We start from the raw sequence: 15,623 nt of genomic DNA on the forward strand, positions 1-15,623 counted from the left end.
ACGTTGGTTTCTGCGCTCACTGGTGGTCCCGTCTCGGAGGAGGTCACCGATCCGTCGTACTGGGTGCGGCATGTGCGTGAGGCGGTCCGCTTCGCGGACGCCACGGAGGCGATGCGGGAGGCTGGCGTACGCACCTTCATCGAGCTCGGCCCGGACGGCGTGCTGTCCGGCATGGGTCCGCAGACCCGCACCGACACCGACAGCGAGGGCGCTTCGGGTTCCGAGGCATGGCTGCCGTTGTTGCGCCGTGGTCGTGACGAACCGCGCGCCGTGCTGACCGCGTTGGCGAAGGCGTTCGTCCGTGGGGTCCCGGTGCGCTGGGAAGAGGTCTATGCGGGCACCGGCGCTCAACGGGTGGATCTGCCCACTTACGCTTTCCAGCGTCATCGTTACTGGCTGTCGTCCGGGGCTGTGCCCTTGGATGCGGCGGGTCTGGGTCAGTCCGTCACCCGTCATCCGTTGTTGGGGGCGGCGGTGGGGTTGCCGGCCAGTGGTGGTGTGGTGTTGACGGGGCGGCTTTCGCTTTCGGGGCAGCCCTGGCTCGCGGACCACGTGGTGGCGGGCCAGCCGGTGGTGCCGGGCGCGGCGTTGCTGGAGATGGTGGTCCGTGCCGGTGATGAGGTGGGGTGTCCCCAGGTCGAGGAGCTGCTGAGTGAGGCACCGCTGGTGCTGCCTGCGCGGGGTGGGGTGCGGGTGCAGGTCATGGTGGAGGAGCCGGACGCGTCCGGTCGCCGCGCCGTCAGCATCCACGCCCAAAGCGAGGGGAGCATCCCGGAGGCGGTGTGGACCCGGCACGCGACCGGCGTTCTCGCTCCGGCCGAAGCGGCAGCCGCTACCGCCGACGGAATGACGCAGTGGCCGCCGACCGGTGCGGTGTCTGTCGCATTGGATGACTTCTACCCTGGGTTGGCAAAGCACGGACTGAGCTACGGTCCGGATTTTCAGGGAGTGCAGGCGGCCTGGCGGCGGGGTGAGGAGCTGTTTGCCGAGGTTGCTTTGCCGCAGGGTGTGGCGGTGGACGGGTTTGGGTTGCATCCCGCTTTGTTGGATGCGGCGTTGCACGTGATCGTGGGTGTGGGGGAGCGTTCGGGTGGGTTGGAGGTGCCGTTCGCCTGGCGGGACGTGGAGGTGTATGCCACTGGTGCTCAGGTGGCCCGTGTCCGGGTGGTGCCGGAAGCCGGTGGCGAGGGTGTCTCGCTCGGCCTGGCGGATGCCGACGGTGCGCTGATCGCCTCCGTCGGCTCCCTGACCCTGCGGCCGCTCACAGCCTCCACTGCCGGTACAGGAGACGGCCTGTACGGGATCGATTGGGTGTCTGCCACGGCCGTCAAGGCCATCGCGGCTGTCACATCCGATTCGGGTTCGGACCCGGAGTCGTTGGGTCGGTGGGTTGTGCTCGGGGCTTCGGCGGTTGTGCCGGGCCTGCCTGGTGCTGAGGTCTTTCCGGATGTTGCGGCGTTGGTGGCGGCGGTGGAGGCGGGGGCGCGGGTTCCGCAGGTGGTGGTGGCGCCGGTCCTGCCGGCGGTTGGGTCTGGTGGTGTCGCAGCAACGGCCCGTCGTGCTGCGACGGACGTTTTGGGGTTGGTGCAGGGGTGGTTGGCGGCTGATGTGTTGTCCGGTGCGCGGTTGTTGGTGTTGACCGAGTGTGCGGTGGATGCGGGTTCGGGGGTGCCGGTGGAGGTTGCGGCGGCTTCGGTGTGGGGTCTGGTGCGGGTGGTGCAGTCGGAGAGTCCGGGTCGGGTGTTGTTGGCGGATGTGGACGAGGTGTCCGTGTCCGGTGTGGAGCTGGCCGGCTGGTTGCGGGCCGGGGTGGGGCTGGGGGAGCCGCAGTGGGCGGTGCGGGGCGGTCAGATCCGGGTGCCGCGCCTGGTGCGCCTGCCGTTCCGGCGCCTCGCGGAGGAGACCCGTCCGGGCACGGTGTTGGTGACTGGTGCTTCGGGGGTGCTGGGCGGGTTGGTGGCCCGGCATCTGGCGGGGTCGGGCCGGGCGGAGCATCTGGTGCTGCTTTCGCGGCGCGGCGGTGACGCCCCCGGGATGCCTGAACTCGTCGTTGGGCTTGAGGAGATGGGTGTTCGGGTCACTGTGGCGGCCTGCGATGCGGCCGACCGGAACCGGCTTGCCGCTGTTCTTGAGGGTGTGGCGCTGACGGGTGTGGTGCATGCGGCCGGTGTGCTGGACGACGGGGTGGTGGGCTCGTTGACTGCGGAGCGGCTGGAGTCGGTGTTGCGGCCGAAGGTGGATGCGGCCTGGAATCTGCACGAGCTCACCCGCGATCTGGGGCTGGAGCTGGACACTTTCGTGTTGTTCTCGTCGATTGCGGGGGTGGTCGGTAACGCCGGTCAGGCCAACTACGCGGCGGGTAACACGTTCCTGGACGCGCTGGCCGCGTACCGTCACCGGCACGGCCTGCCCGCCGTATCACTGGCCTGGGGACCCTGGGAAGACGGGATGGCCGGTGCCCTGAACGAGGTGGACCAGCGCCGGATGTCCCGCCAGGGACTGCGCCCGCTGTCCGCACCGGACGGGCTGGCCCTGCTGGACACCGCCGTCCGCACCGACCGGTCCCTGCTGGTCACCACCGGACTGGACCTGGCCGCGCTGCGCCGCTCCGGGGAGGTACCGCCGCTGCTCTCCGGCCTGCTGCCGGACATGCGCGGTGGCGGTCACTCGCAGACCGCCCGCCGCACGGTCGCCGAACCGGCCGCAGACAACCGGAGCCCGCTGGCTGCACGGCTCGTCGGACTCGCACCAGGCGAGCGAACCGAGACCGCCCTCCAGTTGGTCGCGACAGAGGCCGCGCTGGTGCTGGGGATGACAGGGCCGGAGGCCGTCGGAACCACCCGCTCGTTCCGGGACACCGGCTTCGACTCGCTGACCGCCGTCGAGTTGCGCAACCGACTGAACAGGGTGACCGGCCTGCGGTTGCCCGCCGCGACCGTCTTCGACCACCCGACTCCGGCCGCGCTGGCGACGCATGTGCTGGCAGAACTGCTCGGCGAGGACGAGGCCGACCCGACGGGCACCACCGTCCCGGCGGCCAACGTCCCGCGTGCGGGCGACGATCCGGTCGTCATCGTCGGTATGGCCTGCCGGTTCCCTGGCGGGGTCTCCTCGGCACAGGGGCTCTGGGAGCTGGTGGAGTCGCGAGGTGACGGGATCGGTGCCTTCCCGTCGGATCGTGGCTGGCCGGAGGACATGGTGGATCCTGACCCGGATGCGGTGGGTAAGAGTGTCTCCGGTGAGGGCGGATTCCTTTACGACGCGGCTGAGTTCGATGCGGAGTTTTTCGGGATCAGCCCGCGTGAGGCGGTCGCGATGGATCCGCAGCAGCGGTTGCTGTTGGAGACTTCCTGGGAGGCGTTGGAGCACGCCGGCATCGACGCCACCGCACTGCGCGGCAGCCCGACCGGCGTATTCGCCGGGCTCTTCTACCACGACTACCTGCCCTGGCATACGGTCCCGGAAGAGGTCGAGGGATACCTCGGCACCGGTGGCACGGGCTCGGTGGCCTCCGGACGGGTGGCCTATACGCTGGGCCTGGAAGGCCCGGCGGTGACGGTGGACACGGCGTGTTCCTCGTCGCTGGTGGCGCTGCACCTGGCCGCCCAGTCGCTGCGGTCCGGCGAAAGCACCCTGGCACTGGCGGGTGGAGTCACGGTGATGGGCACCCCCGGTACCTTTATCGACTTCTCCCGGCAGCGTGGGCTGGCCGCGGACGGCCGCTGCAAGTCGTATGCGGAGGGTGCGGACGGTACTGCCTGGGGTGAGGGTGTCGGCGTGCTGGTTGTGGAGCGGCTCTCGGATGCACGGCGTAACGGGCATCGGGTGCTGGCGGTGGTGCGGGGCAGTGCGGTCAACCAGGATGGTGCTTCCAATGGTTTGACGGCGCCGAATGGTCCGTCGCAGCGGCGGGTGATCCGGGCGGCGTTGGCCGATGCGGGGCTGGAGCCGGTTGATGTGGATGTGGTGGAGGGTCACGGTACGGGGACGCGGCTGGGTGATCCGATCGAGGCGCAGGCGCTGCTTGCCACCTATGGCCAGGGGCGTCCGGAGGATCGGCCGTTGTGGCTGGGGTCGGTGAAGTCCAACATCGGGCATGCGCAGGCGGCTGCGGGTGTGGCGGGCATTGTGAAGATGGTGGCCGCGATGGAGCGGGGAGTGGTTCCGGCGACGTTGTATGCGGAGCGGCCGTCTTCGCAGGTGGACTGGGATGCGGGTGCGGTGCGGCTGGTCACTGAGGCGGTGGCGTGGCCGGAGACGGGCGAGCGCCCGCGTCGGGCCGGTGTCTCCTCGTTCGGGTTCTCCGGGACCAACGCGCACGTGATCATCGAGCAGGCCCCGAGCGTGGAGGGCGCGTCTCTTCCGGGGGCGGCTCCCGAGGCCGTGGACGGTGTTGACGGTACGGAGTTGCCTCTGTTGCCGTGGGTGGTTTCCGGTCGTTCGGAGGCGGGGCTTGCGGGTCAGGCTGGGCGGCTGGCGGAGTTTGTCGAGGCGTCGGTGTCTGGTGTGCGGCCGGTGGATGTGGGCTGGTCGTTGGTGTCGTCGCGTGCGGTGTTGGAGCATCGGGCGGTGGTGCTGGGGTCGGGCCGGGAGGAGTTGGTCACCGCTCTGGGTGCCCTCGCTGAGGGTCGTGAGCTGCCCGGTGTGGTGAGTGGTGTCGCGGGTGGTGCGGGCAAGGTGGGTTTTGTCTTCACCGGGCAGGGCGCGCAGCGGGTTGGGATGGGCCGACAGCTCTACGAGGTGTTCCCGGTGTTCGCGGCGGCGTTCGACGAGGTGTGCGCGGGGCTGGACGCCCATCTTGAGGGTTCGCTGGCCGCGGTGGTGTGGGGTGAGGGTGACGCGTCGTGGCCGGGTGGGGGCCGTATTGATGAGACGGTGTGGGCGCAGCCTGCGCTGTTCGCGATGGAGGTGGCACTGTTCCGCCTGCTCACCTCGTGGGGTGTAGTACCGCAGGCGGTGGCGGGCCACTCGATCGGCGAGCTGGCTGCGGCACACGTGGCGGGGGTGTGGTCCTTGGACGATGCTTGCGCGGTGGTCGCGGCTCGGGGTCGTCTGATGCAGGAGTTGCCGCACGGCGGGGCGATGGTGGCGGTGGAGGCCGCCGAGGAACGGGTCCGCGAAGTCATCGCGGGTCGTCCGGGGGTGGGGATCGCCGCGGTGAACGGGCCGCGTGCGGTCGTGCTGTCCGGTGTCGAGGACGACGTGCTGGTGGTGGCGGAGGAACTGGCGGAGGCAGGAGCGCGCACGCGTCGTTTGCAGGTCTCGCATGCGTTCCATTCGCCGTTGATGGAGCCGATGCTGGACCGGTTCGCTCAGGCGATCGCCGAGGTCACGTACAGGAAGCCGCAGGTGGCGATGGTCTCCGCGCTGACCGGCGGCCCTGTTTCGGAGGAGGTCACCGACCCCTCGTACTGGGTGCGGCATGTGCGTGAGGCGGTCCGTTTCGCGGACGCTGTGGAGTCGATGCGCGGGCTCGGCGTGGGCACCTTCATCGAACTCGGTCCGGACGGCGTACTGTCCGGCATGGGCCCGCAGACCCGTACCGATAGCGAGGGTGAGTCGGGTTCCGAATCCTGGCTGCCGTTGCTGCGCCGTGGCCGTGACGAACCGCGCGCCCTGCTGACCGCGCTGGCGAAGGTGTTCGTCCATGGAGTCCCGGTGCGCTGGGAAGAGGTCTATGCGGGCACCGGAGCCCAGCGTGTAGACCTGCCCACGTACGCCTTCCAGCGTCAGCGCTACTGGCTGCCGACCGCACCCGCCCACCTGGACGCCGCGGGCCTGGGCCAATCTGCCACCCTGCACCCGATGTTGGGGGCGGCGGTGGGGTTGCCGGCCAGTGGTGGTGTGGTGCTCACGGGGCGGCTTTCGCTTTCGGGGCAGCCCTGGCTGGCGGATCACGTGGTGGCGGGCCAGGCGGTGGTGCCGGGCGCGGTGCTGGTGGAGATGGCGGTCCGTGCCGGTGACGAGGTGGGGTGCTCGCGGGTCGAGGAGCTGTTGAGCGAGGCCCCGCTGGTGCTGCCCACGCAGGGCGGCGTGCGGGTGCAAGTCACGGTGGAGGAACCGGACGCCTCCGGACGCCGCGCAGTCAGCATCCACGCCCAGAGCGAGGGGAGCCCCCCGGAGGCGGCGTGGACCCGGCACGCGGCCGGCGTTCTCGCCCCGGCCGAAGCGGCAGCCGCTACCGCCGACAGGATGGCGCAGTGGCCGCCGACCGGTGCGGTGTCTGTCGCATTGGACGACTTCTACTCCGGGTCGGCGAAGCACGGACTGAGCTACGGTCCGGTCTTCCAGGGTGTGCGGGCGGCGTGGCGTCTGGGTGAGGAGCTGTTCGCCGAGGTCGCTCTGCCGCCGGGTGTGGTGGTGGACGGGTTTGGGTTGCATCCTGCGTTGTTGGATGCTGCGTTGCACGTCATTGTGGGTGTAGGGGAGCGTGCGGGCGGGTTGGAGGTGCCGTTTGCCTGGCGGGACGTGGAGTTGTATGCCACGGGTGCTCAGGTGGCGCGTGTCCGGGTGGTGCCGGGAGCTGATGGCGAGGGTGTTTCGCTCAGCTTGGCGGACGCCGACGGCGCGCTGATCGCTTCCGTCGGTTCCCTGGCCCTGCGGCCGTTCGACGCTGCCGCCGTCCAATCCGCCGAGGGCCTGTTCACGGTGGAATGGGTACCCGCCGCGCTGACGGCGGATGGTTCCGGCGCGGCGGAGGGCCCGTGGGCCGTGCTCGGCGAGGACGTCCTGGGCGTCGCGAGCTATCCGGATCTGCCGGCTCTGGTGGCGGCGATCGAGGCCGGTGCCGAGGTCCCGCGGACCGTCGTGGTGCGGGCCACGCCTGAGCGGCCCACGCCAGATGTCGCGGCTGCGGCCCGTCGGATCACGACGGACGTTCTGGGGTTGGTGCACCAGTGGTTGACTGCTGACGTGTTGTCTGATGCGCGATTGCTGGTGTTGACCGAGCGTGCGGTCGATGCCGGCCCCGGGGTGCCGGTGGAGGTTGCGGCGGCTTCGGTGTGGGGTCTGGTGCGGGTGGCGCAGACGGAGAACCCGGGACGGCTGCTGCTGGCGGACGTGGACGAGGTGTCCGTCCCCGGTGCGGAACTGGCCGGCTGGCTGCGAGACGGGATAGAGCTGGACGAGTCCCAGTGGGCAGTCCGCGGCGGACAGATCCGGGTGCCCAGGCTCACCCGCGCCACAACGGAGACCAGTGCTGGGGCCCGCCCGGGCACAGTGTTGGTGACCGGTGCTTCGGGGGTGCTGGGCGGGTTGGTGGCCCGGCATCTGGCGAGGTCGGGTCGGGCGGAGCACTTGGTGCTCCTCTCCCGTCGCGGCGGCGAGGCCCCAGAGATGCCTGGACTCGTGGTCGATCTTCAGGAGATGGGTGTCAAGGTCACGGTGGCGGCCTGCGATGCGGCCGATCGGGATCAGCTTGCCGGTGTTCTTGAGGGTGTGGCGCTGACGGGTGTGGTGCATGCGGCGGGTGTGCTGGATGACGGGGTGGTTGGCTCGCTGACTGCGGAGCGGCTGGAGGCGGTGCTGCGGCCGAAGGTGGATGCGGCCTGGAACCTGCACGAGCTGACCCGTGACCTGGGCCTGGAGCTGGACACGTTCGTGTTGTTCTCGTCCATCGCGGGGGTGATCGGTAATGCCGGTCAGGCCAACTACGCGGCGGGCAACACCTTCCTGGACGCCCTGGCCGCGTACCGTCACCGGCAGGGCCTGCCCGCCGTGTCGATCGCCTGGGGACCCTGGGAGAACGGCATGGCCGGCCGGCTCACCGGCGCCGAACGTCAGAGACTGACCCAGCAAGGACTGCTGCCGCTCACCGACGCGCGCGGCCTCGCGGTGCTGGACGCCGCCGTGAGCCGTCCCGAACCACTGTTGGTGGCTGCCGAGCTGGACCTCGCGGCTCTGCACCGCACCGGGGAGGTTCCGTCGCTGCTCTCCGGGCTGGTGCCCGGTCCGCGCGCCGGTAAGCCCGCCCGTCCGACAGCAGGCGGCCGGCACAGCGTCCTGGACCGTACCGAGGAACAGCAGACACTCACCGAGCGGCTGGGCCGACTGGGCCGGGGCGAGGCCCTGGACACCCTGCGGGAACTCGTCCTGGCGCAGTCCGCCCTGGTACTGGGCATGTCCGGCCCCGACAGGCTGGACGCGGACCGCTCCTTCCGCGATGTCGGCTTCGACTCGCTCACCGCCGTCAACCTGCGCAACCGGCTGAACACTGCCACCGGGCTGCGGCTGCCACCCACAGTGGTCTTCGACCATCCGAGCCCGGCGGCGCTGAGCGGCTTCCTCGCGGAGGAGATGCTCGGCTCGGCGCCCGAGCAACCGGACGTGCTCGCGGCCCACTCCGGCCTTGACCGGGTCGAAGCCTCGCTCGCCGGGCTGATGGCCGACGAGTCCGTACGCATGCAGGTCAGCGAGCGGCTCAAGCAGATGCTCGGCGTCCTGAACGCGACCGCAGGAACCGACGACGGTGTCGACGACGGCGACTCGGTCGCCGACCGGATCCAGTCGGCCAGCGACGACGACATGTTCGACTTCATCGACAACCAGCTCGGGCTCTGAGTACGTCGCCGTACCACCGTGCGTATTGAGGAAGGCGTCAATCGGATGGCGAACGAAGAGAAGCTTCGCGACTATCTCAAGCGGGTCACCACCGACCTCGCTCAGACCCGGGAGCGTCTGCGGGAGATCGAGGACCGCCGGCCGGAGCCGATAGCCATTGTCGGCATGGCCTGCCGGTTCCCTGGCGGGGTGTCCTCGGCGGAGGGGCTGTGGGAGCTGGTGGAGTCGCGCGGTGACGGGATCGGTCCTTTCCCGTCGGACCGTGGCTGGCCGGAGGATGTGGTCGATCCTGACCCGGACGCGGTGGGTAAGAGCGTCTCCGGTGAGGGCGGATTCCTCTATGATGCCGCCGAGTTCGATGCGGAGTTCTTCGGCATCAACCCGCGTGAGGCGCTGGCGATGGATCCGCAGCAGCGGTTGCTGTTGGAGACTTCCTGGGAGGCGTTGGAGCACGCCGGCATCGACGCCACCGCACTGCGCGGCAGCCCGACCGGCGTGTTCACCGGGCTCTTTTACCACGACTACCTGCCGACCCACCCGATGCCGGAAGAGATCGAAGGCTACGTGGGGGTCGGGGCCACGGCGTCGGTGGCTTCCGGGCGAGTGGCGTACGTGCTGGGCCTGGAGGGCCCGGCGGTGACGGTGGATACGGCCTGCTCGTCTTCGCTGGTGGCGCTGCACCTGGCCGCCCAGTCGCTGCGGTCCGGCGAAAGCACCCTGGCACTGGCAGGCGGGGTGAAGGTGATGGCCACTCCTAACACGTTCGTCGACTTCTCCCGCCAGCGGGCCGTGGCTCTGGACGGCCGCTGCAAGTCGTACGCGGAGGGTGCGGACGGTACTGCCTGGGGTGAGGGCGTCGGCGTGCTGGTCGTGGAACGCCTGTCCGATGCCCGGAGCAACGGTCACAAGGTGCTGGCGGTGGTGCGGGGCAGCGCGATCAACCAGGATGGTGCCTCCAACGGCCTGACGGCACCGAGTGGTCCGGCACAGCAGCGGGTGATCCGGGCGGCGTTGGCCGACGCGGGCCTGGAGCCGGCCGATGTGGATGTGGTGGAGGGGCACGGGACGGGGACGCGGCTGGGTGATCCGATCGAGGCGCAGGCGCTGCTGGCCACTTACGGTCAGGACCGCCCGGAAGGGCGACCGCTGTGGCTGGGGTCGGTGAAGTCCAACATCGGGCACGCCCAGGCGGCTGCGGGCGTGGCGAGCATCGTGAAGATGGTGGTCGCGATGGAGCGAGGGGTGGTTCCGGCGACGTTGTATGCGGAGCGGCCGTCTTCGCAGGTGGACTGGGACGCGGGTGCGGTGCGGCTGGTCACTGAGGCGGTGGCGTGGCCGGAGACGGGTGAGCGTCCGCGTCGGGCCGGTGTCTCCTCGTTCGGGTTCTCCGGGACCAACGCGCACGTGATCATCGAGCAGGCCCCGGCGACTGATGAGGAGTCCCCTGCCCCGGGGGCGGCGCCCGAGGCCGTGGATGGTGTTGACGGTACGGAGTTGCCTCTGTTGCCGTGGGTGGTTTCCGGCCGTTCGGAGGCGGGGCTGGCCGGGCAGGCTGGGCGTTTGGCCGCGTTCGTCGGACAGGACACGGTTGGGAGGCCGGTCGATGTGGGCTGGTCGTTGGCGTCGTCGCGTGCGGTGTTGGAGCATCGGGCGGTGATGCTGGGGTCGGACCGGCAGGAACTGGTCACCGCTCTGGGTGCCCTCGCTGAGGGTCGTGAGCTGCCCGGTGTGGTGAGTGGCGCTGCGGGTGGTGCGGGCAAGGTGGGTTTTGTCTTCACCGGGCAGGGTGCGCAGCGGGTTGGGATGGGCCGTCAGCTGTATGAGGCGTTCCCGGCGTTTGCGGCGGCGTTCGACGAGGTGTGTGCGGGGCTGGACGCGCACCTTGAGGGTTCGCTGGCGGCGGTGGTGCGGGGTGAGGGTGACCCGTCGTGGCCGGGCGGTGGCTGTATCGATGAGACGGTGTGGGCGCAGCCTGCGCTGTTCGCGGTGGAGGTGGCACTGTTCCGTTTGCTCACTTCGTGGGGTGTGGCACCGCAGGTGGTGGCGGGCCACTCGATCGGTGAGCTGGCTGCGGCGTATGTGGCGGGGGTGTGGTCCCTGGACGACGCTTGCGCTGTGGTGGCGGCTCGGGGTCGTCTGATGCAGGAGTTGCCGTCTGGTGGTGCGATGGTGGCGGTGGAGGCCGCCGAGGAACGGGTTCGCGAAGTCATCGCTGGTCGTCCGGGGGTGGGGATCGCCGCGGTGAACGGGCCGCGTGCGGTCGTGCTGTCCGGTGTCGAGGACGACGTGCTGGTGGTGGCGGAGGAACTGGCGCAGGCCGGATCGCGCACGCGTCGCCTTCAAGTCTCGCACGCCTTCCATTCACCGTTGATGGAGCCGATGCTGGGCCGGTTCGCCGAGACGATCGCCCACGTCACGTACCACACCCCGACGGTAACGATGGTCTCTGCCTTGACCGGCGGCCCCGTTTCGGAGGAGGTCACCGACCCCTCGTACTGGGTCCGGCACGTGCGCGAGGCGGTCCGCTTCGCGGACGCGGCGGAGGCGATGCGCGGGCTCAGGGTGGGGACCTTCATCGAACTCGGTCCGGACGGCGTACTGTCCGGCATGGGCCCGCAGACCCGCACCGACAGTGAGGGCGAAGGCGATTCGGGTTCTGAGGCGTGGCTGCCGGTGCTGCGTCGTGGCCGCGACGAACCGCGCGCCCTGCTGACCGCGCTGGCCAAGGCGTTCGTCCGTGGGGTCCCGGTTGCCTGGGAGGCGCTCTACACCGGCACCGGCGCCCAGCGCGTGGACCTGCCCACGTACGCTTTCCAGCGTCATCGCTACTGGTTGAAGGTGGCCGTTGGCAATCGGGCCGAGGGGCTGGGACTGGCGACGTCGGGGCATCCGTTGTTGGGGGCGGCGGTGGGATTGCCGGCCAGTGGTGGTGTGGTGCTCACGGGGCGGCTTTCGCTTTCGGGGCAGTCCTGGCTGGCGGATCATGTGGTGGCGGGCCAGGTGGTGGTGCCGGGCGCGGCGTTGGTCGAGATGGCGGTCCGTGCCGGTGATGAGGTGGGGTGCTCGCGGGTCGAGGAGCTGTTGATTGAGGCTCCGCTGGTGCTGCCCGCGCGGGGTGGGATGCGGGTGCAGGTCATGGTGGAGGAGCCGGACGCGTCCGGGCGCCGCGTGGTCAGTGTCTATGCGCAGGACGAGGACGTCCCGCCGGAGGGGGAGTGGACCCGGCACGCAACCGGTGCGCTCTCCCCAGCCGAGGCGGTGGCGGAGGACAGCGCCGACGGCTTCCGGCAGTGGCCGCCGACCGGTGCGCAAACCCTCGACCCGGACCTGTTCTACCCGGAGCTGGCGGCTCGCGGACTGAGCTACGGCCCGGCCTTCCAGGGCGTGCGGGCTGCCTGGCGCCGGGGTGCGGAACTGTTCACCGAGATCGCCCTGCCGCAGGACGTAACGGCCAACGGCTTCGGGCTGCACCCTGCCCTGCTGGACGCGGCACTGCACGTGGCGGCCGCGAACACCGAAGGCGACAGCCTGGCGCTGCCGTTCGCCTGGAACAACGTCATGGTGCACGCCTCCGACGCCGTTGCGGCACGGGTCCGGGTGACCCCTGCCGCCTCGGGCGAGGGGCTGACGGTCATGCTGGCCGACGCGTCCGGCCAGCTGATCGCCTCCGTCGACAGACTGGACCTGCGTACCCTGTCGCCGCAGGACCTCGCAGCGGGCGGCCAGGCGGCGGACGACACCCTGTTCGCGGTGGAGTGGGTGCCTGCCTCGGCCACCACATCCGACGCGGGCCCGGACTCGGAACCGGCGGCGTTGGGCCGGTGGGGTGTGCTCGGTGATCCGGAGGTCGTGCCGGAGCTGCCTGGTGCTGTGGCCTTTGCGGATGTTGCGGCGTTGGTGGCGGCGGTGGAGGCGGGGGCTGAGGTCCCACGGACGGTGGTGGCGCCGGTTCTTCCGGCGGCCGGGCCTGGCGGCACCGCGGATGCTGTTCGTCGTACCGCCGTGGACGTTCTGGGCTTGGTGCAGCGGTGGTTGGCTGCTGATGTGCTGTCCGGTGCGCGGTTGTTGGTGTTGACCGAGCGTGCGGTCGATGCCGGCGCGGGGGTGCCGGTGGAGGTTGCGGCGGCTTCGGTGTGGGGTCTGGTCCGGGTGGCGCAGACGGAGAACCCGGGGCGTCTGCTGCTGGCGGACGTGGACGAGGTGTCCGTCCCTGGTGCGGAACTGGCCGGCTGGCTACGGGCCGGGGTTGAGCTGGGTGAGCCGCAGTGGGCGGTCCGGGGCGGACAGACCCGGGTGCCCAGGCTGACCCGGGCCACTCTCGCGGACCCGTCGGCGCTCAACGGGGACACGGCACCTGAGGCCCAGGCGGTACCGTCCGCCGGGCCCGAGATCGAGATCGAGACCGGGCCCGAGACCGAGACCGAAGCCAACATTGGCGCCCGTCCGGGCACGGTGCTGGTGACCGGTGCTTCGGGGGTGCTGGGCGGGTTGGTGGCCCGGCATCTGGCGAGGTCGGGCCGGGCGGAGCATCTGGTGCTGCTCTCCCGTCGCGGCAGCGACGCCCCGGGAATGCCTGAGCTCCTCGCCGACCTCGACACGTCAGGTGTCCGGGTCACCGTGGCGGCCTGCGATGCGGCCGACCGGGACGGGCTCGCCAGTGTTCTTGAGGGCGTGCCCCTGACGGGTGTGGTGCACGCGGCCGGTGTGCTGGATGACGGAGTGGTCGGCTCGTTGACTGCGGAGCGGCTGGAGTCTGTGCTGCGGCCGAAGGTGGATGCCGCCTGGAACCTGCACGAGCTGACCCGTGACCTGGGCCTGGAGCTGGACACGTTCGTGTTGTTCTCGTCCATCGCGGGGGTGATCGGTAATGCCGGTCAGGCCAACTACGCGGCGGGCAACACCTTCCTGGACGCGCTGGCCGCCCACCGTCGCCACCACGGCCTGCCCGCCGTATCGCTGGCCTGGGGCCCCTGGGAAAACGGCATGGCCGGCGAACTGGCCGAGGCCGACCTGCTGCGGATGTCCCGCCAGGGATTGCGCCCGCTCTCCGACGCACGCGGTCTCGCCGCGCTGGACGCCGCCGCGAACCGCGCCCGACCGCTGCTGGTGGCAGCAGAGGTGCACCTCGGTGCGCTGCGCCGCTCCTCCGAGGTGCCGCCGCTACTGTCCGCGCTCGTCCCCGCGGCCCGCGGGAACGCGCAGCCCGCTCGCCGGACGGCCGGACAGCCGGCCGCCGAGGACCGGAACGCGCTGGCAGCCCGCCTGGCCGGGCTGAGCCCCGCGGAGAGCCGGGAGGCGCTGCGGGACTTCGTCATCGGCCAGGCCGCCCTGGTGCTGGGCATGTCCGGGCCCGGCGGCCTCGACGGCAACCGTCCGTTCCGCGACGTCGGCTTCGACTCGCTGACCGCCGTCGAGCTGCGCAACCGGCTCAGCACGGCGACCGGCCTGCGGCTGCCGGCCACGGCGGTCTTCGACTACCCGACCCCCGCCGCCCTGGCCGAATTCGTCCTGGACGAGCTGATCGGCTCCGGCACGGTACCGGCGGACGCGGCACCTCCGGCAGCGGCCGACGACGTCCGCGCGGACGACGACCCGGTGGCGATCGTCGGAATGGCGTGCCGCTTCCCCGGCGGGGCCACGACCCCGGCCGAGTTCTGGCAGATGCTGGCCTCGGGCGGGGACGGGATCGGCCCCTTCCCGGACAACCGTGGCTGGCCCGCCGACGTGGTGGACTCCGACCCGGACGCGGTGGGCAAGAGTTTGGTCGGCGAGGGCGGCTTCCTCTACGACGCCGCCGAGTTCGACGCGGAGTTCTTCGACACCAGCCCGCGTGAGGCGCTGGCGATGGATCCGCAGCAGCGGCTGTTGCTGGAGACCTCCTGGGAGGCACTGGAGAACGCCGGCATCGACCCGACCGAGCTCCGGGCCAGCGCGTCCGGCGTGTTCACCGGCATGTTCCACCACGACTACCTCTCGGCCACCGCGCTGCCGGAAGAAGCCGAGGGGTACGTCGGCCTCGGCGCCACCGGGTCGGTGGCCTCCGGACGGGTGGCTTATGCGCTGGGCCTGGAGGGCCCGGCGGTGACCGTGGACACCGCCTGCTCCTCCTCGCTGGTGGCGCTCCACCTGGCCGCCCAGTCCCTGCGGTCCGGGGAGAGCACGCTCGCCCTGGTCAGCGGCGTCAACGTGATGGCCACCCCGGTCACCTTCATCGACTTCTCCCGGCAGCGTGGGCTGGCCGCGGACGGCCGCTGCAAGGCCTACGCGGAGGACGCGGACGGCACCGCCTGGAGCGAGGGCGTCGGCGTGCTGGTCGTGGAACGTCTTTCCGACGCCCGGCGTAATGGCCATAAGGTGCTGGCGGTGGTGCGGGGCAGCGCGATCAATCAGGATGGCGCCTCCAACGGCCTGACCGCACCGAACGGACCGTCCCAACAGCGAGTGATCCGGGCGGCGTTGGCCAACGCGGGCGTCGGTGCCGACGGGGTGGACGTGGTCGAAGGCCACGGCACCGGGACGCGGCTGGGTGACCCCATCGAGGCACAGGCCCTGCTGGCCACCTACGGCCGGAACCGTCCGGCGGACCGACCGTTGTGGCTGGGGTCGGTGAAGTCCAACATCGGGCACGCCCAGGCGGCCGCCGGTGTCGCCGGAATCATCAAGATGGTGTTGGCGCTGGAGCACGGCCAGATCCCCAAAACCCTGCACGCCGAGCGGCCGTCTTCGCAGGTGGACTGGGATGCGGGGGCGGTGCGGCTGGTTACTGAGGCGGTGCCGTGGCCGGAGACGGGTGAGCGTCCGCGCCGCGCCGGCATCTCCTCCTTCGGGTTCTCCGGCACCAATGCCCACGTGATCATCGAGCAGGCCCCGGCCGCTGATGAGCAGTCCCCGGCCCCGGGGGCGGCTCCGGGCGCGGCGGATGGTGTTGCCGGTGCGGAGTTGCCTTTGGTGCCGTGGGTGGTTTCCGGCCGTTCGGATGCGGGGTTGGCGGGTCAGGCGGGGCGGCTGGCCGCGTTCGTTGGGCACGGGTCGGGTGTGCGTCCGGTGGATGTGGGCTGGTCGTT

2 protein-coding genes are annotated in these 15,623 nt (G+C 70.9%); both read left to right on the forward strand.

From position 1 onward, the window contains the following. The first annotated feature begins 72 nt into the window (after nt 1-72). Nucleotides 73-8,559 (forward strand): SDR family NAD(P)-dependent oxidoreductase, encoded by an 8,487-nt coding sequence (locus AB0A97_RS41125; RefSeq protein WP_361161084.1) that lies wholly within the window; start codon nt 73-75, stop codon nt 8,557-8,559. A 45-nt stretch (nt 8,560-8,604) separates the two neighbouring features. Further along, the coding region (locus tag AB0A97_RS41130; RefSeq protein WP_361161087.1) for an SDR family NAD(P)-dependent oxidoreductase at nt 8,605-15,623 on the forward strand (7,019 nt) is incomplete at its 3' end.

The organism is Streptomyces sp. NPDC045470 (genome assembly GCF_040646595.1).
Taxonomy (GTDB): domain Bacteria; phylum Actinomycetota; class Actinomycetes; order Streptomycetales; family Streptomycetaceae; genus Streptomyces.